General features: G+C 51.6%; 21 protein-coding genes and 2 tRNA genes. 6 read left to right on the forward strand and 17 right to left on the reverse strand.

Features of this window, described 5'->3' with window-relative positions; genetic code table 11:
* Positions 1–49: 49 nt before the first annotated feature.
* The 9 genes from AC07NP_RS16515 to AC07NP_RS16555 all read right to left on the reverse strand — a co-directional run bounded on the left by AC07NP_RS16515 (position 50) and on the right by AC07NP_RS16555 (position 9,155).
* Positions 50–769 (reverse strand): EAL domain-containing protein, encoded by a 720-nt coding sequence (locus AC07NP_RS16515; protein WP_494661107.1) that lies wholly within the window; start codon positions 767–769, stop codon positions 50–52.
* A gap of 1 nt (position 770) precedes the next feature.
* The gene (locus AC07NP_RS16520; RefSeq protein WP_494661108.1) at positions 771–2,438 is read right to left on the reverse strand and encodes an O-antigen ligase family protein; all 1,668 of its coding nucleotides are present in this window, start codon (positions 2,436–2,438) and stop codon (positions 771–773) included.
* 1 nt (position 2,439) lies between these two features.
* Positions 2,440–2,982: a fimbrial protein gene (locus AC07NP_RS16525; protein ID WP_494661109.1), complete on the reverse strand. Its 543-nt coding sequence runs from the start codon at positions 2,980–2,982 to the stop codon at positions 2,440–2,442.
* A 9-nt stretch (positions 2,983–2,991) separates the two neighbouring features.
* On the reverse strand, positions 2,992–4,056 hold the full coding sequence (locus tag AC07NP_RS16530; RefSeq protein ID WP_494661110.1) for a fimbrial protein: 1,065 nt from the start codon (positions 4,054–4,056) through the stop codon (positions 2,992–2,994).
* Positions 4,053–4,658 (reverse strand): fimbrial protein, encoded by a 606-nt coding sequence (locus AC07NP_RS16535; RefSeq protein WP_494661111.1) that lies wholly within the window; start codon positions 4,656–4,658, stop codon positions 4,053–4,055. Before AC07NP_RS16535 ends, AC07NP_RS16530 begins: the two co-directional genes overlap by 4 nt.
* A gap of 13 nt (positions 4,659–4,671) precedes the next feature.
* Positions 4,672–5,448 (reverse strand): fimbrial biogenesis chaperone, encoded by a 777-nt coding sequence (locus AC07NP_RS16540; RefSeq protein ID WP_494661112.1) that lies wholly within the window; start codon positions 5,446–5,448, stop codon positions 4,672–4,674.
* A gap of 26 nt (positions 5,449–5,474) precedes the next feature.
* Positions 5,475–7,946: a fimbria/pilus outer membrane usher protein gene (locus AC07NP_RS16545; RefSeq protein ID WP_494661113.1), complete on the reverse strand. Its 2,472-nt coding sequence runs from the start codon at positions 7,944–7,946 to the stop codon at positions 5,475–5,477.
* Positions 7,947–7,988: 42 nt separating this feature from the next.
* The gene (locus AC07NP_RS16550; RefSeq protein ID WP_494661114.1) at positions 7,989–8,483 is read right to left on the reverse strand and encodes a fimbrial protein; all 495 of its coding nucleotides are present in this window, start codon (positions 8,481–8,483) and stop codon (positions 7,989–7,991) included.
* 123 nt (positions 8,484–8,606) lie between these two features.
* Complete coding sequence (locus AC07NP_RS16555; protein WP_203358835.1) at positions 8,607–9,155, reverse strand: fimbrial protein; 549 nt, start codon at positions 9,153–9,155, stop codon at positions 8,607–8,609.
* Positions 9,156–9,797: 642 nt separating this feature from the next.
* Here AC07NP_RS16555 and AC07NP_RS16560 point away from each other — a divergent pair.
* Both AC07NP_RS16560 and AC07NP_RS16565 read left to right on the forward strand, forming a co-directional pair.
* A complete protein-coding gene (locus AC07NP_RS16560; RefSeq protein ID WP_203358836.1) occupies positions 9,798–10,586 on the forward strand; it encodes a winged helix-turn-helix domain-containing protein in 789 nt (262 codons plus the stop codon).
* Position 10,587: 1 nt separating this feature from the next.
* Positions 10,588–11,106, forward strand: a complete 519-nt coding sequence (locus AC07NP_RS16565; protein WP_494661115.1) for a hypothetical protein — start codon at positions 10,588–10,590, stop codon at positions 11,104–11,106.
* A gap of 257 nt (positions 11,107–11,363) precedes the next feature.
* Here the strand turns inward: AC07NP_RS16565 and AC07NP_RS16570 are convergent.
* Together AC07NP_RS16570 and dnaQ are read right to left on the reverse strand one after the other, a co-directional pair.
* Positions 11,364–11,440: transfer RNA gene (locus AC07NP_RS16570), tRNA-Asp, on the reverse strand.
* A 133-nt stretch (positions 11,441–11,573) separates the two neighbouring features.
* Positions 11,574–12,305, reverse strand: a complete 732-nt coding sequence (gene dnaQ, locus AC07NP_RS16575) for a DNA polymerase III subunit epsilon (RefSeq protein WP_490468546.1) — start codon at positions 12,303–12,305, stop codon at positions 11,574–11,576.
* Positions 12,306–12,371: 66 nt separating this feature from the next.
* Between dnaQ and rnhA the strand changes: the two genes are divergently transcribed.
* Positions 12,372–12,839 carry a ribonuclease HI gene (gene rnhA / locus AC07NP_RS16580; protein WP_494661116.1) on the forward strand — a complete coding sequence of 156 codons (468 nt, stop codon included), beginning with the start codon at positions 12,372–12,374 and terminating at the stop codon, positions 12,837–12,839.
* On the opposite strand, the gene AC07NP_RS16585 is transcribed toward rnhA, so the two are convergent.
* Positions 12,836–13,558 carry a class I SAM-dependent methyltransferase gene (locus tag AC07NP_RS16585; protein ID WP_494661117.1) on the reverse strand — a complete coding sequence of 241 codons (723 nt, stop codon included), beginning with the start codon at positions 13,556–13,558 and terminating at the stop codon, positions 12,836–12,838. The two genes, rnhA and AC07NP_RS16585, sit on opposite strands and share 4 nt — an antisense overlap.
* A 32-nt stretch (positions 13,559–13,590) precedes the next feature.
* Between AC07NP_RS16585 and gloB the strand changes: the two genes are divergently transcribed.
* Together gloB and mltD are read left to right on the forward strand one after the other, a co-directional pair.
* Positions 13,591–14,346, forward strand: coding sequence for a hydroxyacylglutathione hydrolase (gene gloB, locus AC07NP_RS16590; protein ID WP_494661118.1), 756 nt, complete (start codon positions 13,591–13,593; stop codon positions 14,344–14,346).
* A gap of 71 nt (positions 14,347–14,417) precedes the next feature.
* On the forward strand, positions 14,418–15,782 hold the full coding sequence (gene mltD / locus AC07NP_RS16595) for a murein transglycosylase D (RefSeq protein WP_494661119.1): 1,365 nt from the start codon (positions 14,418–14,420) through the stop codon (positions 15,780–15,782).
* A 47-nt stretch (positions 15,783–15,829) separates the two neighbouring features.
* Here the strand turns inward: mltD and AC07NP_RS16600 are convergent, their stop codons facing one another.
* The 3 genes from AC07NP_RS16600 to AC07NP_RS16610 form a co-directional block, all read right to left on the reverse strand.
* On the reverse strand, positions 15,830–16,597 hold the full coding sequence (locus tag AC07NP_RS16600) for a class I SAM-dependent methyltransferase (protein ID WP_494661120.1): 768 nt from the start codon (positions 16,595–16,597) through the stop codon (positions 15,830–15,832).
* 74 nt (positions 16,598–16,671) lie between these two features.
* Entirely contained in the window at positions 16,672–17,472 is an 801-nt protein-coding gene (locus tag AC07NP_RS16605) for an endonuclease/exonuclease/phosphatase family protein (RefSeq protein ID WP_494661121.1), read from the reverse strand.
* Between the two features lie 131 nt (positions 17,473–17,603).
* A complete protein-coding gene (locus AC07NP_RS16610; protein ID WP_494661122.1) occupies positions 17,604–18,779 on the reverse strand; it encodes an MFS transporter in 1,176 nt (391 codons plus the stop codon).
* Between the two features lie 104 nt (positions 18,780–18,883).
* Between AC07NP_RS16610 and yafC the strand changes: the two genes are divergently transcribed.
* The gene (yafC, locus tag AC07NP_RS16615; RefSeq protein ID WP_494661123.1) at positions 18,884–19,795 is read left to right on the forward strand and encodes a DNA-binding transcriptional regulator YafC; all 912 of its coding nucleotides are present in this window, start codon (positions 18,884–18,886) and stop codon (positions 19,793–19,795) included.
* Here the strand turns inward: yafC and dkgB are convergent.
* On the reverse strand, positions 19,792–20,595 hold the full coding sequence (dkgB, locus tag AC07NP_RS16620; RefSeq protein ID WP_494661124.1) for a 2,5-didehydrogluconate reductase DkgB: 804 nt from the start codon (positions 20,593–20,595) through the stop codon (positions 19,792–19,794). The two genes, yafC and dkgB, sit on opposite strands and share 4 nt — an antisense overlap.
* A 163-nt stretch (positions 20,596–20,758) precedes the next feature.
* Positions 20,759–20,835, reverse strand: a tRNA-Asp gene (locus tag AC07NP_RS16625).
* Positions 20,836–20,956: the final 121 nt, after the last annotated feature.

Raw genomic sequence — 20,956 nt, forward strand, 5'->3', positions numbered from 1 at the left:
GTAGCGGGCTTTCCTGATTTTAGTAGCATGAAAATGACGAAGCCCTGCCTCATTGCGGATTAAGGTCTTCTGGCAAAACTTCTTGCTCAAACAGATATCCCTGTACGGCATCAGCGCCGCTTACACGGCAAATGGCATAATCCTCTGGTGTTTCAACCCCTTCAATCACCACCCGTCCCCCCAGTCCACGAAACTGATTGACCAGAATAGTCAGCTGCGATCCCGATGTCCTGAACTGATGAAATAATCCGGTTTCGATTTTGACCGCATCAAATTGAATGCCAGCCTGCCGCCAGATAAAAAACTGCGCCGGTGAAACGTCATCCAACCAGATGCGAAACCCGTACCGTATCAGAGTGTTTAATGCAGCGCACACCACCTGCTGTTCTGCCTTTTCCAGACGCATCATCGTGCCCGGATCCTGAATTTCGATAATGATCCGCCCCTGATGCACCTGTTCAGTAAGCAGGCTTACCCACCGCTGGCAGGTCAGCATCCTGACAGATAAATTCAGCGAAAAGCATCCCCGCAGCGCCAGTACCCGCTGCATTTGCCACAGAAAGAGTTGCTGCTTCTCTATTACGGAAAGGCGCTGGAAAAACAGATCCAAATGCTGCGGTGTCCGTACCAGGCTCAATACCTCGCGGACATCCCGCGCTGCATCATGAAAAAAATGGATACGCTGCAGGCGGATCCCGGTGATCTGCGTCAGTTCGGCATTGCGGGGAAGCTCTGGCGTATAAAGAGCCGGTTCACAGAGTCTGTTCATGTCATTCCATTTTTTGATTAAAAGGACGTCGTGCATCCTGCAACCAGGGGATACGGCGATCGTTCGGGTATTCCAGGTAAAAGCGTGCCGCCAGACGACGCGCCGCGGGCATGTCGCGCTGCTGCTGCGCAAGCAAGATTTGCGTGAAGGAGATATTCGGGTCCGGGTGAACACGCACGTATTCAGGTGCCCAGCGGCGAACCGGCACTAGCCAGAGAGCGTCCTGGGTTCGCTGATAACGTTGCAGATAACCCATTTCGACATCAAACCGGTAACGCGTGGCCAGTAGCCATCCGCCCACAGGGAGTGATTCGGCAAGACGCCACTGTTCTGACTGCCGCTCCGCCGCCGTCAGTCGTTGTTGCGTCTGCAGCGTGAGGAGCAACAACGGCGTCAAGGTCAGTGCCGCGATAAACGCCACCACGCGAACAAAGTCAGTCACAGGAAGCGTCAGCCGGCGCCTCTTCACCGCGCTGTCTGCACAACGTAGCAACAGGATCAGTAGCAGCCAGTGAGGTGTCGATTGTCTGACTGGGTATTCCGTCAGCATATGAATCACCACGGGCAGCGCTGCCACCAGGCATGCACGCCGCCAGTGATTTCCACTGATCCAAAGCCAAAAACCGCCTGCAATAAAACAGACCGCGCCAGCCAGACCGACCAGGCCGCCCTCCACCATCCACAGCATCAGTTCGTTATGCGGATGCGACATGCTGCTCAGCCCAAAACGCCCCGCACGTTCAAGAAATACCGCGGCAAAACTGCCGACACCCCAGCCCATCCACGGTCGTTCTACAAACAGCGCCAGAGACGTTTTCAGTACCGACCAGCGAACATGAGATGACGTCAGATGATCCACTGTCGCAACAGACAGGAAATGGCGAGTGACTTCCCCCATCGCCATTCCAGCCGCCACCAGCACCAGGAGTCGCAGCAACGTCCGCCGTTGCGAAGGAAAAATGGCCAGCAGCAATACTTCTCCAACGGCCAGAGACAAATAGCCGGTTTGCGACTGACATTCATGCAGCACAAATCCCATCAACACACAGGCAAACCCAATGACTATCCGGGCTCGGCCATGGATCCGTAAAAAGAGTAGCGCTGACAGCAATACGCCGCAGGCGGTAAAACTGGCCATCAGATTGACCTGCTGAAAAATGCCGTAAGGTCGCGTACTGCGCCACCAGGCAAACTCCCAGTAGCCAACGCCCGGCAGATGCAAATACTGATAGATAAACGCGAGGCATTCGAGGAGACAGGCACTCCATAGCAACGCCAGCAAGACCGTCAGTGTGTTTGCCGTCAGCGGGATTTGCAGCACTGCCAGGTATAAAAGTGTGCCACCCAACAATGCGCCTGCCACCAGCAATGCCTCCGTTTTCCAGACCACGGGCGTCAGCAGGCAAAGCAGTGTCAGAATGAGCGCACCCGCCATAAACCCGACGGCAGGTAACGTGAGACGCCAGCGTCGGCGGGGCAGCAACACGGACGCGCTCCCCACCAGTACCACGGCGTAGATCCAGGCCACAATATTGAGCGGTAACGACAGACCACTGCCACCGTTATTCGGCCAGTAAAGGTGCATTCCCCCGCACCAGAAAAGCAGGCTGGCAGCGAGTAAGAATCTCTGCGCGGACAACGGGGCTATACAATTCAGTGTGTTCATCATGCTACTGGTAATTCAGCGTCCAGGTTCCGCTGGCGCTAAACGGGCCGTACTCAAGGGACTGGTTTTTTATCGCCGTCGGCTCTGCAGCGACCCACGCCAGAAAATTCAGCGTCATCGATCCTTCAGTAATCTCTTTCACTGACGTGCTCTCGCCGAGCCGGATTGCCGTACCATTCTCTTCACTCATCCCTATGCCGATCCCAGCCGCACCGCCTTGCTCACTGCTGTCCAGCGCCAGATGATCGGGCAACTCCGCATCTTCGGTGCCACCGAAGGTGACGGAGATCCCGCGAAAAACCTCTGGGTTACAGTCGCGTAACTGAATACTGAATTTTTCTGGCTTACTGCGCCCTGACGAATAAAGATCCTGGGTGGCTATCTGCCCAAAATCGACCTCAATTTTGTCGCCGCCCGGAGGAAGGCTGCAGGCGAGCGCCCTGACGGTGCCGTGAAAATACATATCGCCGCCGACCAGTTTAGTGTCAGCCTGCGTCGTACCGCTGAGCAACAATGCACTAACCGCAATTAACGTCCTGAATCTCATGGCATCACCCTACTGAAACTGCGCAACAACGGTGGCAGAGGCTTCAAACTCCCCCTCCTTAACGCTGCCCACGCCCGGCTTTGCCACCGGTGCGGCAGTGAGATTCCAGTCGCCCTGGTTCTGGTAGAAGCCCTTCACGTTGTAAAACTGATTCGGCACCACGGGGTTTCCGCTCTCATCCTTAATGACGATCCCGAGATCGTCGCGTTTTTGCCCATTGCTGAGAGTTCCGAGGAAATGATCGTTAAACCCCGCGGTACCTGAGGCCGTGCTGGTTTGTACGCCGAGATCAATGTTCAGCGCCCCCTTGTCAAAACTGCCGCCTTCACAGACCACGTGTATGGGGATCGACTTGCTGAAATTGGTGCCGTTGAGTTTTGCGGCGGAACCGGGCAAATCGCCAAATTCAATACTGATCTTGTCGCCCCGGTTAAAGGTGCATTTATCCGGCACGGTAATCAGCCCGGATTTAATCACCACCCGGGAAATCGCTGTTGTTGGTGTAGGCCCCGAGTTACCCATGCGCCCGGCAACCTCCAGCAGGGACTGCGAAGCAATATTGATGCCGTTAATTATTGGTTTGGTGACTATAAACGTCACTTTTCCTTTCGAACCACTTTTAACGTTAGTGGCGCGTACGTAGCCTTTACGCTTCTTGCAACTGTTATTGCTGTTGCGGTTAGAAACATTGGTAAAAGGTGCCTGAGCATAATTGTTATAGCGTCCGGCGACCCACACCTGCACTTCCACATCCAGATACTCGTTCAGACGAAAACGGTTCGGTCCCTGGTTTGAGAGAGGCATCGTCGAGGTCGTGGTGTAGTAAATCGGCTGTCGGGAGATATCGGCCTGCTCGCAGTGAAAATCCACCACATACAAGCTTCCCAGATTCCAGGTAAACGGGTTTGTTCTTCCGCCCGCGTGGTTTTTGCTCACATCCAGTGATTTCAGCTCAATCTCATATTGATGTGGCGCCCCCCCCTGCGGCTCCCCTTCCCCCTGAGTAAACGCCTGCGCTGCCAGCGGACAGCCTGCCAGTGCTAGCCACAACAGCGTTTTGTGCAATACGCTCATAGATACTCCAGCTTCAGTCTGACCAGACCGTTAAATTCGCCAGCGGTCACCTCACGCCCGATGGATTCCAGCGCCGCGAGAAAGTGTATGGCGTTATCTCCCGGTTTAAGGATCCACATACGCTGCGGCTGACTGAGGTGGATCAACTGATTACGTTCAGTCAACAACCGGATGCCCGCTCCCCGCACATCGCCATGAATACGGCCCAGATCGCTATTTTCCGGCGCGCTTTCGGCCATCAACGTCATCGAAACGCCGCGTTCCACCGTGCTGTGCGCCAGCTCAGGCATTTCACTGGTCTGCCCGGGGAAATCCCGCAGGGTATGACCGGAGCCTTTTAAGCAGTCGTTCAGGTACAGCGTGACCAACACCGGATCGCTTCGATCGCCGCCCTGGCGAAACCGGCTGGCGGAAATATCACCAAGATCGATGGTCTGGTCACGTGACGCCATATCCAGCACACACGGCGAAACGAAGACCCGACCGTGAAAACGGACGTTGCCATACTCGCCGGACACGTTGCTCATATCCTGGCGCCCGCCTTTGGCCTGAACCGTACAGGCCACTCCCGCCATCAGCAGAGCGCAAAGCATCTTTTTCATTTACCGAGTCCTGTTACCGGGGCTGCTTCTCCATTGGCAATGCCTTACACACATTGCCTGTGCAGCTGAAATTCAGTTCGGGATGACCACCAAAATCGTTCACGTACATCATGCTGAACTGGCTGACGCTGCCGTCAGTGACGATGAAATCGTGAGAGGATTTTGGCGATACCATAATTCCGGGGAAGTCCGTCAGCTTGCCACCACCTTGCGCTTCCGGCTTACGGCTCAGGCCGATGAGGGTGACGAAATAAGGCGTCGGGTTATCCACGGTCCAGTGGGTGCCCTGCTTGTGAAAGACCACCTGGTTCTGCCACACAGCACCGGGGGTTTCCGGCACGATGGCGGTCGGACGGTAAAACAGCTTGATGCGCGACTGCATCGCCAGCTGCAGTACGTTCGGCTTGTCCGGTTTGGGCGGAATTTCGCGAACGTTCAGGTAGAAGAGGCTTTCGCGATCCTGCGGCAACGCGTTAATGCCACCGGTTTTTGTGACGCGGGCAATGCCCTTTTGCCCACCGTTGATGCGTTGCAGCGGCGGCAGGACCATCAACGGCGAGGTGATTTTTGTCCCGCTGGCATCTTCCACCCACGACTGCGCCAGAAACGGGATGCTTGGGCTGGTGTTGGTTAAGTTCGCACTGACGGAGCGAGCATCACCGGTGATGATCATTCGGGTGCGGTCGAGCGCAATACCCGCCCATGAGGTATTGATCTCTGCGACAAACAGCAAACCGCAGGCCACAGGTTTCAGCCAGCGCTGCACGGAGTAAAAAGCTTGGTTTTTCATGACACGATTCATTCAAGTTATGGAAATTATTCACAAGGCAACAGCACGTTGCCTTCCGGATTGAGTTGTTGCGGCACCTGTAAGTGACACTGCGCACGACCGCCCCAGGCAACGGAAAGACGTTCGGCAGGATTCACACCGGCAATCCAGGCCACGCCGTTTTCCATCACCATGGCGACACTGACGCCGTTGGCATTGAATACTTCGGCACCAAACGGCGGCACAGAGCCATCTTTCAGGCGCAACATCGCCATCATTTTTTGCCCCTGAGCCACGGCAAAGCGCTGATAGCCAATCGCCCCTTCCGTCAGGGTATTGGTGACGATGGCTTTGGTGGCGGAAATGTCTTCATCCATCGCGTCCACGTCGATGCGGGTATCAAAGCTGTGATAACTCACGACATCCGGCACCACGGCAATGCCGAAGCGGTTCGAATGCGCCTGTTCACCGTTCAGCGGCACGTTAGCGACACCGTCGGTATCGACCATCACGCGGGCGGTGTTCATCGACGCCTGGCTGTTGTGTAGCGCCGCACCGTGACGCGTCGCGGTGAAGCCGCCACGCATCGTGCCGCCAACTGAGAAATAGCGTGACTGCTGCCAGCTGACGTTCGATTCCAGCTCCGCCATCATGCTGCGGTGCTTGTAATAGCCATCAAACGCAGTGCGCCCTTCACCAGAGACCCCGGCGCGCAGACGCCACGGGTTGTTGCTATCGCGGTTATCGGAATACGAAACCATCTGGCTGGTCTGGTTGCCGCTGTTTTGCAGCTCATAATCCATTGAACGACCATCGTTCCACGGAATTGAGAGGGAGAGCGAGAGGCTGTCATCCCGTTTTCCCTGATACTCAGAGCGGTAAGCCGAAAGGTTGGTGCTAATCCCCCGAATCCCGGCGAACGAAAAGCTGTGCCCCATCGACATCCCGTAACGATCCTGTGAACGGCGGTCCCAGTAGTTCTGGTGGGTGTAGGTCAGGTATAGCGTCGTGGCCAAACGCGGATCGTCAGCAAAAAAGGTCTTGTTGCCGGTGATGGTGTACATCTCTTTTTCGTTCCCGACACTGTCGTTATTCTCATACTGTTCGTCGAGGAACTGCGAGAAAGAGCGGAAGTTTCGCTGCGAAAAGCGGTAACCCGCAAAGGTGATGGCACTGTTGTATTCATCAAAGGTTTTGGCATAGCTGAGCTTAAAGGACATGCCTTTTTTCTCATCCTGATGCTTCACCCGGCTCACGGATTGCGTGGCATCAGCCGACAACGCGCCCAGCCAGCTCAGATCACGCCCGATACCCATCGACCAGGCGTTATAGCGCTCACCGGCCAGCAGCGCACCGCCATACAGAGACCACGCATTACTGACCCCCCATGAAAAATCGCCGCTGTAAAACGCCGGTCCCTGAACGTCGTGGTTATAACGCGAAGGCTTACCGACGGCGGTGTTGTATCGCACGTAGCCAGGACGTGTCAGATAAGGAATATCGGCCGTGTTGACCTGAAAGGTTTGTACGGCGCCATCTTGCTCTTCGATTCTTACATCCAGCGTGCCGCGTACCGAGCCGTGCAGATCCTGAATATTAAACGGCCCCGCAGGGACGGTGGTTTGATAGATGACTCGCCCCTGCTGGCTGACGGTCACTTTTGCGTTACTGCGGGCGATACCGTGAACTTCAGGCGCGTAGCCCTGCAAATTCGGCGGTAGCATGCGCTCGTCGCTGGCGAGGTTAACGCCTGTGAAACGCACCGAATCAAATACCTGAGAATTCAGGTAGATTTCGCCTACCGTCAGCTTAGCGGCCTGCATCGGCAACGGGCGATAGGCGTAGATCTGGTCCCAGTCAATACTTCCCCGATTATTATCCGAGGAGTAATCAGCCTGATACTGTCCGCGAAAACGCCAGCCGCCGAGGTTAAATCCTGTCTGACCGTAGCCCGACAGAGAGCGGTAATGACCGCCGCCTTGTTCGTAGTGTGTGGTCTGACCCGAGATGCTGTAGTCAAATATCAACCCCGCCACGCCATTATCCCAACGTTCCGGCGGCGTCCAGTCAGGATCGGTATATTTCATCCATGCCTGCGGCACGGTAATGTCCAGCACCCCGGCGCTGTTATTTAATGCCACCCCCGGCAAACGGGAAATGTCATAGCAGGTCGCAGTAACCGGACGAATATGCACCAGCGCCTCTTCTTTGAGCGCCAGTAACTCAAGCTGTTCCGGCGTCAGGCATGCCATGGATTTATGTTTATTTTCAGGATCGACAATATAGCGGATCGACTGCTGTGGGATCTCCTGACCATTAATGCGAACATCCAGAAGATATTCGCCGGGTGTGACAAAGTTGCCTTCAGAAAAGCGCTGCAAATCTACATTCTGCCTGTCGCTGGCATCCAGAACGTCGGTATTAAATTCAATTGACTCATCCGCTTCAACCCATGAAGAAGCGCAGACCAGAGCAATAAAAAGCGCCAGACGTGTTTTATCTGTTTTCAGCGTGATCATTTTCGTTCGCAAACCTTCAGATACCCGAATTGCCAGTGCAGCTCAGAGATAATTCACAACAAAATGCGTGGCCGCGGTAAATTCACCGGATGTCATTCGTCCGTCGCGGGAGATCAAATAAGCCGTAAAATTGAGCGTATTTTTTCCTGGGTTAAGCGCATAGTCCGGTGATGGTTCGCCCAGATGAATTTGCTGTCCTTTGCTGTCATATATTTCTATCGCTAAATTTTCAGTTTCCGACTGCACGCTCAGATAATCGGAATTATCGCGATCGGATGCGCCGGAAAAGGTAATATTGGCGCGTTGAAACACATTCCCTGGGTGTTGAGAATCCCCTAATGAACATCCCAACAAATGAATACTGAAATCGTGCGCCGAGACTTTTTCGGGCTTCCCGGAAATATCCCTGGCGGAGAGGTCGTCAAATTCGACCAGCAGCGAGCGGTCCCGCGGATCGACATAGCAGGCAGCCTCAATAATATTTCCCCGCATCCGCATTTTGCCGGGCGTACTGGCGATATGATCTGTGCCAGCCATAACCCATGCAGGCGATATAAAGATAAAAAGCAGTAACGTTCGCCATCCAGGCATAACCGCATTTCCTTTCAGTGAATCGCAGGAAGGGTTAAGCAGGCGCAATAATGCGCCCGCAGCAGATCATTACTGATAGTCGATCTGGAAATTAACGGTGGATTCGAAATCACCTGGAGTCACCGCTGCAGAGGCGTTGCTCGCCTGCAGGTAAGCCACGAAATCGATATCGGTTTCGCCGTCGGTGATGTTGACCTCGGAAGCGGCTTCGCCCCATTTCACTTCCTGGTTGCCGCTGTCAATCATACCGATGCCCGCGCCCTGCGCAGTACCAGAGGTGAATGCAGCCAGCGCGTTGTTGTCCTTGTCAATTGTTGCCGGGGTGTAGGTCACGGTAGCGGTTTTCGCGACTGTCGTATCACAACCCTGCAGAACGATTTTGGCATGCTTAACACCAGCACGCTGATTGTCTTTTAACTGAGACGTCGGGATCTCGCCAAAATTTACCTGTACTGGGCTAGATTCAGGAGCCAGACCGCATGCGGAATTCACCAAAGAACCGGTGAAATGAATTTTACCGTTAGTCGGTTCTACCTTCTCAGCAGCAAAACTAGAAGCGGCAGTAAAAGTCATTCCCGCCATCAGCGCACAGGCCATAGCCACGTTTTTCATTTTCATATTAAATCTTAACCTTATATCTATTTTTGGTTATTTCGACGTTCTATTCCCGCAGACGATTTTTGTCTGGGAAATCCTGATATTCAGGTAGCAGCGGTGCATTTCCTTGCAGATAATCCCTCTCAAGCTACTCCTTATTTTGAACTTCACAGGCATTACATACGGAATACCCTCCACAGCCGTTCACGCTGTTTCGGGGTTTATATTAAGTCGTTGAAAAAATGAGACAACGAGAAAACCTGCTCTCCATCAAACTCAGGGAATCGTGTTGTTTCACAGCCACTGAACGGATCGATCACGAAAAACAGACCAAACAAAACACAAAAACTAGCACAAAACACTACTTTTTATATTATTTATAATATTTTTATCTGTTCTGTATTTTTTAATTTAGCTTAAATGATAAAAAAAAGTATTTATGAATATTTTGTAAAAATGACAATGGATATCAAATGTGAGCCATGACAATAAGATAGCGAAGACGAGAAGAAGAATTGGTAATTTCAGAAAAGGATATTAAAATATTGTTATGAAAACATTAAAAAAACGTTCTTTGGTACAACCATTTTTTATAAATGAATTATGTTATGCTATTGCCTTAACCACTCGAATGCGAGATTTCCTGCCTTAAAGGAGACATCAGTGATTTCTCATATACCAATAAAAAAAATCAAATCCGTAATTATCGGTGATGGCCTTATTTTTAGACCGCATAAAAATACGCTAAAAGACCTAACCTCTGGTGAAACGGCCACACTGAATAATGTAGCATCACTATTACTGCTGTATTTATTGCAAAATGGTAAAGAGATTTCCACGCGCGACGAGATTCTGCTGAATGTTTTCCAGCACAATGGAGCCAGAGCGACAGATGCTAATCTCAACCAGCATATTTCATTTCTACGCAAAGCAATAACGTCAACGGGACACCCTGCAGAATTCATCGTGACGATTCCCCGTATGGGATTTCGAATGGGCGATGTCAGTATCAATATTCAGCAACGGGAAGAGGTACAGATTCCTGACAAAACTCCCACCTCGATGCCGGCACAAAAGAAGAAGAAGCATAACCGATGGCCTGTTGCGATAACCGCATTAATTACCGGCATTGCTGTGCTGGCGACGGCCTGGTTGACCTGGATACCTAATGAAATCTACATGACGGATGCTTCTATTCTCAGGACGATCAACTATGAGAAATGCCGTGTGCATATTTTAGGTAATGCCCTCACCGACACCATTACCGAAAAGAAGGCGCGGGATATTTTCCAGTCCGTTGGCATTAACCCGGACTGTTCACACACGAAAGATCTCTATCTCAATACCTGGTCGAGCAACCATAATCTGATTGACTGGTCGTTTGCTGCTGAATGCGGTCTTAACCTCGGCTATTACCACTGTGCCAGCCTGTATCGTCATCATGAGGAATGATATGAAGCCGGAAAGCGATCACTCTCCTTTATTGTGGTCAGTCGTGATTACCATTTGTGGGCTGGCGGCTATCGCCTTCCTCATCATTACCGGAGATGCGAAGAAAAAAGAGATCAATTTTTCCTGCTCTTCGGAATTCACGTCGATACTCGACGTCCATAACTCGAAAAAGGTACTCAATGGGATCCTGTTGATAACCAGCTACAACTCCGGGCACCTTTCACTGTCAGTACAAGGGAAGTTCAAAAGCGATGAGGGCGAGTTCACTGTTGACCGTAAACTGTTCTTTCGCTACGCCAGCCCACTCGGCCATACCGCAGGCGTTTTCACCCTCACCCCCGACGGACGTGAAAAAGCCCCCGATGATGATGCAGCAGATGAAATCGATTATCTTTTTTTCGACGCCTACAAACGCGTCGACAAACTGTACATGCTGAAACGCATTAATAAAGAAACGATCATTATCGGTGATAGTTTTTCACCCCGCTTAGCCTGCGTGATGAATCGCTTTTCAGGTTAACCGCTCAGTAATCTTCGTCAGATTAAAGATGACATGGTGTGCTGTATTTACCGGCGCCTTCCCTGCCGTGTTCGCTGGCAGGAAGTCGTCGGGCGAGAGTCTACTCCACGAAAGCGCAACAATTGTGTTGAGGGAGAGATCGGTGAGCGGCTCCAGGAGGAAGGTAACAAACCAAAGGGGAATGGCATACCGGGGGAAAATACAAATATGAAAACGACGAAGGCCTGAATCATTTCTGATTCAGGCCTTCTGAATAGTGGCGGAATGGACGGGACTCGAACCCGCGACCCCCTGCGTGACAGGCAGGTATTCTAACCAACTGAACTACCACTCCGCGTTGTGTTCCGCTTGGGAACGAAGCGAATATTACGGATTGCTTCGCATCTCGTCAACGCTTTTTCTCACGTTTCGAATCGTTTGCTGTAAAAATCGCCCGAGAGGTTATTTTTAGCGCGTAAAAAGGCAAACTAGGCTCGCCAGAGACAACTTCCGCCCTTCTTCTGAACAAGGTCAAGACGCGACTCATGCGCCGCCAGCTCTTCATCAGTGGCTAAAACAACGCGTAACCTACCCGCCTGACGAACAATGCGTTGGATCCCCGCCTCACCCTGCTGCTGCTGGCTTTCCCCTTCCATCGTAAAAGCCATCGTCGTTTGACCGCCCGTCATCATCAGATAAACGTCGGCCAGAATCTGGGCATCGAGCAATGCGCCGTGCAGGGTTCGTTTGCTGTTGTCTATTTCATAACGTGAGCACAATGCATCGAGGCTGTTACGCTTGCCAGGAAACATCTTCCTCGCCAGCGCCAGGCTATCGGTCACTTTGCAGAAGGTGTTCGTCTTCGGGATGTCGCGATGGAGTTTACTGAATTCATAATCCATAAAGCCGATATCAAACGACGCGTTATGAATAACCAGTTCAGCGCCCCGAATGTAATCGAGGAACTCATCGGCTACCTCGGCAAACGTCGGTTTATCGAGCAAAAATTCATCTGCAATACCGTGCACCCCAAACGCTTCCGGGTCCACCAGCCGGTCAGGTTTAAGGTAGACGTGGAAGTTATTCCCCGTCAGACGACGATTGACCACCTCGACAGCACCAATTTCAATAATCTTGTGCCCTTCGTAGTGCGCGCCGATCTGGTTCATACCCGTGGTTTCGGTATCCAGGACGATCTGTCGTGTAATTGCAGTGCTCATAGCGGTCATTTATGTCAGACTTGTCGTTTTACAGTTCGATTTCAAATTACAGGAAGTCTACCAGAGATGCTTAAACAGGTAGAAATTTTCACCGATGGTTCTTGTCTCGGCAATCCAGGGCCTGGCGGTTACGGCGCTATTTTACGCTATCGCGGCCGCGAAAAAACCTTCAACGAAGGGTATACCCTCACGACGAATAACCGCATGGAGTTGATGGCGGCCATTGTCGCGCTGGAAGCACTGAAGGAGCACTGCAACGTTGTGCTCAGTACGGACAGTCAGTACGTCCGCCAGGGGATTACGCAATGGATCCACAACTGGAAAAAACGTGGTTGGAAAACCGCAGATAAAAAACCAGTGAAGAACGTTGATCTCTGGAAGCGTCTCGACGCGGCGTTGGGCCAGCACCAAATTAAATGGGAATGGGTAAAAGGCCATGCCGGCCATCCGGAAAACGAACGCTGCGATGAGCTTGCACGTGCCGCCGCAATGAATCCCACTCAGAAAGACACCGGGTATCAGCCGGAAGCTTAGACGTCGGGTTTACGGTAATGGCGGGTCGCACCGACAGTTTGTCGAATCCGCGCTGTGTTTTTATTTTGTTTCATTGGGTTAAGCGTAAGCGGAATGGTTCGCTTGCGCGCGACAATAAGCTGCAGACAACCCAATGCCGGAACATGCGCACTCAACAGCTTCCCGCCCTGCTTTGCCCAGGGCAAGACGTGAAAGCGGCTATAGTGTAACACTTCAAAATTCAGCAGGGATAACCAGTCGAACTGACGCATAAGCGTAAACATTCGGCTGTTATAGGGGCTCGTTTTACGTAATACCGGCACCAACTTGCGTAATCCCATCAGGCTCACAGGATTGAACCCGCTTAACACAATCCAGCCATCATCAATTAACACACGATCGGCTTCATGCAGTAAACGATGCGGATCTGCGCACCAGGGCAACGTATGCGCCAACAAACACACATCAACAGATTTGTCGGCAAAGGGAAGATGCAATGGGTCGGCCTGAACCTGGACCGGCGAACCTTGTGCGGAAACATTTACCTGGTGGGAGACAGCGCACGCTTCCGAGTTGATTTCTGCGCTTAAATTACCGACCTTAAGCAGGTGAAAACCATACATTTTAGCGAACCACGGGTTAAGTTGTTGTTCCAGCGCCTCACGATAGTACTCACCCCAGGGCAGATCGCCCCAACATTCAGGTGCTATAGCAGTTTGAGGGATCCTTGCCGGTTTCATCACGACCTTCCGCTACGTTTGAGAGGTAATCTATGAATCTTAACAGTATTCCCGCGTTTCAGGACAATTACATCTGGGTTCTTACTAATAATGAAGGACATTGCCTGATTGTCGATCCCGGTGACGCAAAACCGGTGTTGGATGCGATTGCGGAGCATAACTGGCAACCGGAAGCGATTTTGCTCACTCATCATCATCAGGATCACGTTGGCGGCGTGAAAGAACTCCGTGAGCATTTTCCTAAAATTGTGGTTTACGGACCGGCAGAGACACAAGATAAGGGAACGACTCAGGTAGTCAAAGATGGCGAAAGTGCCTTCATTTTAGGGCATGAATTTAGTGTATTTGCCACACCGGGTCACACTTTAGGACATATCTGTTACTTTAGCCACCCTTATCTATTTTGCGGAGATACTCTGTTTTCAGGGGGATGTGGGCGTTTATTTGAAGGTTCAGCACTCCAAATGTATCAATCACTTAAAAAAATATGCACGCTTCCTGATGATACTCTGGTGTGTAGCGCCCATGAATATACTTTATCAAATATTAAGTTTGCACTCAGCATCCTACCGCACGATTCGTTCATAAATGAATATTATCGTAAAGTTAATGAGTTACGCGCAAAAAACCAAATGACACTACCCGTAATTCTGAAAAATGAGCGGAAAAACAATATTTTTCTCAGAACGGAAGATATTGATTTAATTAATGAAATAAACAAAGAAACAATATTGCAACACCCTGAAGAGCGTTTTGCCTGGTTAAGGTCAAAGAAAGACAGGTTCTGACAATTCCTACTTGTCATTCGCAAACTTCGCCGTTATGATCGGTCGTCTTTTAAGCAACTATTGACACACACATGAAGGCAAAAGCGATTTTACTCGCCTCTGTCCTGCTCGTGGGGTGCCAGTCGTCTCAGAACGCTGGTGTTCAACAGCACGCACAGAGCCTTTCTGCAGCTGGTCAAGGGGAAGCAGGAAAGTTTACGAGTCAGGCTCGATGGATGGACGATGGGACGTCTATCGCGCCGGATCAAGACCTGTGGGCTTTCATTGGTGACGAGCTAAAGATGGGAATTCCGGAAAATAACCGGATTCGCGAACAGAAACAGAAATATTTACGCAATAAGAGCTATCTCCACGATGTAACTTTACGGGCAGAGCCGTATATGTACTGGATAGCCGGGCAAGTTAAAAAACGTAACATGCCTATGGAACTGGTACTACTACCCATAGTGGAGAGCGCTTTTGATCCTCACGCGACGTCTGGCGCCAATGCAGCTGGCATTTGGCAGATCATTCCGAGCACGGGGCGCAATTATGGTTTAAAACAGACGCGCAGTTATGATGCTCGTCGCGATGTTGTGGCATCCACAACGGCGGCGCTGGACATGATGCAACGTCTGAACAAAATGTTTGACGGCGACTGGCTGTTGACCGTAGCGGCTTATAATAGCGGCGAAGGTCGCGTTATGAAGGCGATGAAAGCGAACAAAGCTCGTGGCAAAGCGACGGACTTTTGGTCACTTCCATTACCTCAGGAAACGAAGCAGTACGTGCCAAAAATGCTGGCTTTGAGCGATATTCTCAAAAACAGCAAACGCTATGGCGTGCGTCTGCCTACGACAGACGAAAGTCGGGCGTTGGCGCGTGTTCGCTTGAGCAGCCCGGTAGAAATGGCGCAGGTTGCAGATATGGCGGGGATTTCCGTCAGCAAGCTAAAGACGTTTAATGCTGGCGTGAAAGGCTCCACGTTGGGTGCAAGCGGCCCGCAATACGTGATGATTCCAAAGAAGCATGCAGCACAACTGCGTGAATCTCTGGCTTCCGGCGAAATTGCGGCAGTACAGTCAACGTTAGTTGCAGATAATACGCCACTGAACAGCCGTAACTACACGGTTCGTTCTGGCGACACGCTTTCGGGCATCGCTTCGCGTCTTGGCGTGAAAGCAAGCGATCTGAAGCAGTGGAACAATCTGCGTGGTTCTAGCCTGAAAGTTGGGCAAAGTTTGACGGTTGGCGCGGGCACTAGCGCGCAGCGACTGGCTAACAACAGTGACAGTATTACCTATCGTGTGCGTAAAGGGGATTCTCTTTCGAGCATCGCTAAACGTCACGGCGTTAACATCAAAGATGTGATGCGCTGGAACAACGATACGGATAATCTGCAGCCCGGCGATCAGCTAACGTTGTTTGTGAAAAACAACGGTATGCCAGACTCCTGATCAGCATAATGTGAAAAAGGCACCGATTCCCCCGGTGCCTTTTTTATTTACGCTTTACACGCTTCAATCATGATGGTGTCGCTGGTAAAGGAACCATCCTCCTGCAACGCAAAGTAGCCCTTCACCTCCCCCGATGCGCTCTCCTGATACATGCGTATGGCTTGTGCTAATGCGGCCGGTGTGCGCATCCGTGCTACCCATGAGCTGAATTCCAGGGGCAAACGATCGGTCAGCAGCGTGTCGACGACCAAATTTGCATTATTAATGAAAGACAGCCACTCGCCGCTTGAATAGTTCCGCACATGCGAGGTATCACGCAACGCTTCAACCGTCTGCAACCAGATGTCACGAACCGGATGCCCTGGCGACATCACATCCATCATTATCAGTCTGCCACCCGGTTTCAATACACGGTACACCTCACGCAGCGCCATGCCAACATCATGCCAGTGATGGGCTGAATAACGGCTGATAACCACATCAAACGCGTGATCGTCGAAGGGTAACTTTTCGGCATAACCTTGCCGCGTAGAAATATTACTTAACCCTTTCTCACTCGCAGCTTGCGCAACCACTTCCAGCATTTGCGAGGACAAGTCATACGCCACAACGCGCTGCACAGCCTGCGCGGCAATAAAACTGGCATGCCCCGCTCCGCACCCCATGTCCAGAACGTGAGCCAGAGGAAATGCAGACAGTCTTTGCGCCAGACGCTGTAAATCACGGCCAGTGGCGTGTACGGCACTGGTTAAATAGGCATTCGCCTGCGAACCGAACTGTTTTTCGACGTTGTCATGATGAGAGTGTGTTGTCATTGTATTGCCCTTTTCTGGTTGGGAGGTAAAGGGCAGCACCGCTACTGGCCTGCCCTACGGCAGACCTGACACACCTATTGGTCAGGTTTGCCGGGACTGAATTCAACGAGTAGTGGGTTATGATCGGACGCGCGCGTGACCAGTACAGAGGCTTCACTAACGTTCAGACCACGATAAAAGACAAAATCGAGAGGACGGCCAAAGGCCCGACGGCGCTGATCATCCGTAAAGCGCACCTGACGAAGCGACATTTCACGCGCAAAGCGATACAGCGCATTCATGCGCTGGCGGCTCCAGGCATTGAAATCGCCCGCCATTATCACCGGGCCGCTGTGATGTGCAATCTGGTCGCCGATAGGAAGTAACTGCTTACTGTATACATCGACCCCCAGGCTGAAATTAACCGCATGGATATTTACGACCATCAATAATCGCGAATCAGGCAACGGATAGACCGTTACCAGCGCAGATTTCGCCAGGCGTAAGATCGGCTCGCGTTCGCGCAGTGGGCAGCAGTAAACAGGGTGAGCGGCTGAAAGCGTCATCACGCCAGAAGGATGTTGAGGCAGAACAAACGCCGGAACCTGGTCGGCGGCCAGATAGTTCGCCGTTGCAAACTGCACCAACTCTGGCGTGGTTTGCGCTTCCTGCAGTAAAACAAGATGCGCATCTTTGCCGAAGTTCTTCAGCACCGACAGCCATTCGGCACGCTGCTGTTTGAAGATATTCCACACCAGGATCCGAATGCGGTCTTCACTGCTTAACGGCTCTCCGGCGGGTAATGCCTGGCCGATACTCGCAAACGACCCAGGCGGTAAAATCCGTTCTGCAGGTTGTCCGGCGACATAGCGCATGGCATAGGTGTTTTTTCGCACTTTTGACTTTCAAACCTCTATAACGTCAACCAGCCCGGATCCGGACTGGTTCTTCTGTTATAGGGATTTTAGCTCACACTTTCAACGGACAATTACATATTGTTTTGTAAGCGAGCACTTACATCAACAGCTTAGCCCAGGGCAACGCGTGACGGTTTATCCAGCCTGCCACTGACCCCCATGAGTAAGAAGGCTCCCAGCACAATCACCGCGCCAATCCACGGCGTTTGCGCTAAACCAAAGTGCTGTACGGTTTGCCCACCCACGATGGACCCTATCGCAATCCCAATGTTGAATGCCGCAATATTCAGACCAGAAGCGACATCCACGGCATTGGGCGTAAATTGTTCCGCTTTTTGTACCACATACACCTGCAATCCTGGCACGTTGCCGAAAGCAAAGATCCCCATCACCAGGATGGTCGCCAGCGCAGCATATTGCACTGATGCCGTGAACTGGAAGACCATCAACAACACAACCAGCGCGGCAAAGATAAATTTCAACGCCGGAACTGCGCCATGCTTATCTGCCAGCTTGCCGCCCCAGATATTGCCGATAGCAACAGAAACACCATACCCCAGCAAAATCCAGCTCACGGCTGCCGGTGAAAAACCCGCCAGGTTCTGCATCATTGGCGCCAGAAAGGTAAACGCGGTAAACACGCCACCGTAGCCTAACGCGGTGATGGCATAGATAATCAGCAGGCGCGGGTGCGTTAAAACGCGAATCTGATCGCGCATCGTCGCGGCAGCGCGGCCTGGTATATTCGCCGGAATCAGAATCAGGCTGCTGATCAATGCGATGATACCGAGCATTGAGACAGCAAGAAACGTTTCACGCCATCCAAAATGCTGACCGATAAATGTTCCCAGCGGAACGCCGGTTACCAGGGCAACAGTTAAGCCGCCAAACATAATGGCAATGGCTGACGCGGCTTTCTCTTTTGGCACCAGACTCGTCGCAATTGTCGAGCCAATAGAGAAGAACACACCATGCGCCAGTCCCGTCAGCAGACGAGCGACTACCAGTGTCATATACCCAGGTGCCTGCCATGCCAAAATATTCCCGGCAGTAAACAGAACCATCAATGCAACCAGCAACTGTTTACGCGGTAAACGTCCGGTTAATGCTGTCAGCACTGGAGCGCCGATCGCGACCCCCAGAGCGTAGATTGAGACCAGTAATCCCGCAGAAGGCAACGAGATCGCCAGTTGTTCGGCAATGGTAGGCACCAGACCCACTATCACAAATTCGGTTGTGCCAATTGCAAAGGCACTGATTGTCAGTGCAAGTAACGCTAACGGCATAAGTCACTCCATATCATCACTAAGTAGATGACACGTAGTATGCAGTGGTGCTTTAATGACAAAAATATCCAAAATCTCAATATAATTTTGCTTCAGGTGCAAAAATGAAAGCAACATCAGAAGAACTCGCGATTTTTGTTGCTGTGGTGGAAAGTGGTAGCTTCAGCCGCGCCGCAGAACAACTTGGCCAGGCTAACTCTGCCGTTAGTCGTGCCGTCAAAAAACTGGAAATGAAATTGGGTGTGGGTTTGCTTAACCGCACAACACGCCAGTTAAGCCTCACAGAGGAAGGCGAGCGTTATTTCAGGCGCGTACAGTCAATATTGCAGGAAATGGCCGCCGCCGAGACGGAGATTATGGAAACGCGCAATACCCCACGTGGATTGCTGCGTATAGATGCCGCAACACCGGTGACGCTTAACTTTCTGACACCGCTGATCAAGCCATTCCGCGAGCGTTATCCGGAGGTAACTCTTTCGTTAGTCTCCTCGGAGACCTTTATCAATCTTATCGAGAGGAAGGTTGATGTGGCGATCCGCGCCGGTGCATTAAGCGATTCAAGTCTTCGCGCTCGTCCGCTGTTTACCAGCTACCGTAAAATTATCGCTTCGCCAGATTACATTGCACAGTATGGTAAGCCCGAAACCGTCGCCGATCTGAAAGATCATCTCTGTTTAGGTTTTACCGAACCGGCTACGCTGAATACCTGGCCGGTCTCCTGCTGCGATGGGCAGCTTCATGAGATTACCAGCGGGCTTTCTTCTAATAGCGGAGAGACGATAAAGCAGCTGTGCCTTAGCGGCAACGGGATCGCGTGTCTGTCAGACTATATGATTGCGAAGGAGCTGGAGCGGGGAGAATTTGTTGAACTGCTCGCCGAACATCGTGTTCCGATCGAGATGCCGTTTAGTGCGGTTTACTACAGCGATAAGGCAGTCAGCCCGCGTATTCGCGCGTTTATCGATTTTCTCAGTGAACATGCGGGTAGCATTGCCACCCGCACGCAGGTGAGTTAATCCCAGTTCGGTGCCAGTCCTTCCGGACTCACCAGACGATCGTTGCAATCCAGTGCAGCGATCGCTTTTTTGTCCTCGGCATCCAGTTGCAGATCCAACGCCTGCAGGTTGCTTGCCAGGTTTTCACGCCGGGTTGAGGACGGGATCACTGAATAACCTTCACCCATCGCCCATGCCAGAATCACCTGAGCAGGAGTGGCGTTATGCTTCGTTGCGATACGAATAATCGTCTCATCTTTCAACGCTTTGCCATAAGCCAGCGTCATGTAGGAGGTAATGTGAATACCGTGTTCGCTCGCCCAATCCACCACTTTACGGTTTTGCAGATACGGAGAGAGTTCGATCTGGTTCGTTGCGATATTCCCGGCACCGATCGCGCTAATCGCTTTCTCCATGAGTGGGATAGTGAAGTTCGAGATACCAATTTCGCGCGTCAGACCTTGTTTTTTCGCATCCAGCAGCGCCTGCATAAACTCTTCTACTGACACCGCATCATTAGGTGACGGCCAGTGAATCAGGGTTAAATCAACATAGTCCGTGCGCAGTTTTTTCAGGCTCTCTTTGAGGCTTGGGATCAGCCTCTCTTTGCTCAGGTTTTCTGTCCAGATCTTGGTGGTGATGTAGAGTTCGCTGCGCGATACGTTGCTTTCTGCGATTGCCTGGCCGACTGCGGCTTCATTATCATAGATTTGTGCGGTATCGACAGCACGATAACCCAGCTCAATAGCGGTTTTTACGGATGCGATGACCACGTCGTCTTTCAGGCGAAAAGTACCTAAACCAAATGCAGGGATTGTCATTGAATTCCTCTTTATTAATGCTGTTCATTAGCAGAGGACGATTATCGCTGTGGCAGATATGAGGAAAAAGAGGGTAAAACGCAGAAGATTTTTGCGAATTTAGCAATAACCAAATCGCAGATAAAGAAAAAGCCCTGAGTGTTAACTCAGGGCTCTTAATAAGTGGCGGAACGGACGGGACTCGAACCCGCGACCCCCTGCGTGACAGGCAGGTATTCTAACCAACTGAACTACCGCTCCACCGAATTTTTCTACAACTACCGGAATACTCCGGCTACTGCTTAATTTGATGCCTGGCAGTTCCCTACTCTCGCATGGGGAGACCCCACACTACCATCGGCGCTACGGCGTTTCACTTCTG

It is taken from the genome of Citrobacter sp. GW821-FHT07H02 (assembly GCF_059418505.1).

Coding starts and splice junctions, on each gene's coding strand:
- AC07NP_RS16585 (WP_494661117.1), bottom strand. CDS start 13,558: ATGAAACCGGCAAGGATCCCTCAAACTGCTATAGCACCTGAATGTTGG.
- yafC (WP_494661123.1), top strand. CDS start 18,884: ATGAAAGCAACATCAGAAGAACTCGCGATTTTTGTTGCTGTGGTGGAA.
- AC07NP_RS16545 (WP_494661113.1), bottom strand. CDS start 7,946: ATGATCACGCTGAAAACAGATAAAACACGTCTGGCGCTTTTTATTGCT.
- AC07NP_RS16550 (WP_494661114.1), bottom strand. CDS start 8,483: ATGGCTGGCACAGATCATATCGCCAGTACGCCCGGCAAAATGCGGATG.
- AC07NP_RS16600 (WP_494661120.1), bottom strand. CDS start 16,597: ATGACAACACACTCTCATCATGACAACGTCGAAAAACAGTTCGGTTCG.
- AC07NP_RS16610 (WP_494661122.1), bottom strand. CDS start 18,779: ATGCCGTTAGCGTTACTTGCACTGACAATCAGTGCCTTTGCAATTGGC.
- mltD (WP_494661119.1), top strand. CDS start 14,418: ATGAAGGCAAAAGCGATTTTACTCGCCTCTGTCCTGCTCGTGGGGTGC.
- AC07NP_RS16530 (WP_494661110.1), bottom strand. CDS start 4,056: ATGAGCGTATTGCACAAAACGCTGTTGTGGCTAGCACTGGCAGGCTGT.
- AC07NP_RS16525 (WP_494661109.1), bottom strand. CDS start 2,982: ATGAGATTCAGGACGTTAATTGCGGTTAGTGCATTGTTGCTCAGCGGT.
- gloB (WP_494661118.1), top strand. CDS start 13,591: ATGAATCTTAACAGTATTCCCGCGTTTCAGGACAATTACATCTGGGTT.
- AC07NP_RS16555 (WP_203358835.1), bottom strand. CDS start 9,155: ATGAAAATGAAAAACGTGGCTATGGCCTGTGCGCTGATGGCGGGAATG.
- AC07NP_RS16535 (WP_494661111.1), bottom strand. CDS start 4,658: ATGAAAAAGATGCTTTGCGCTCTGCTGATGGCGGGAGTGGCCTGTACG.
- dkgB (WP_494661124.1), bottom strand. CDS start 20,595: ATGACAATCCCTGCATTTGGTTTAGGTACTTTTCGCCTGAAAGACGAC.
- AC07NP_RS16540 (WP_494661112.1), bottom strand. CDS start 5,448: ATGAAAAACCAAGCTTTTTACTCCGTGCAGCGCTGGCTGAAACCTGTG.
- AC07NP_RS16520 (WP_494661108.1), bottom strand. CDS start 2,438: ATGATGAACACACTGAATTGTATAGCCCCGTTGTCCGCGCAGAGATTC.
- dnaQ (WP_490468546.1), bottom strand. CDS start 12,305: ATGAGCACTGCAATTACACGACAGATCGTCCTGGATACCGAAACCACG.
- rnhA (WP_494661116.1), top strand. CDS start 12,372: ATGCTTAAACAGGTAGAAATTTTCACCGATGGTTCTTGTCTCGGCAAT.
- AC07NP_RS16515 (WP_494661107.1), bottom strand. CDS start 769: ATGAACAGACTCTGTGAACCGGCTCTTTATACGCCAGAGCTTCCCCGC.
- AC07NP_RS16565 (WP_494661115.1), top strand. CDS start 10,588: ATGAAGCCGGAAAGCGATCACTCTCCTTTATTGTGGTCAGTCGTGATT.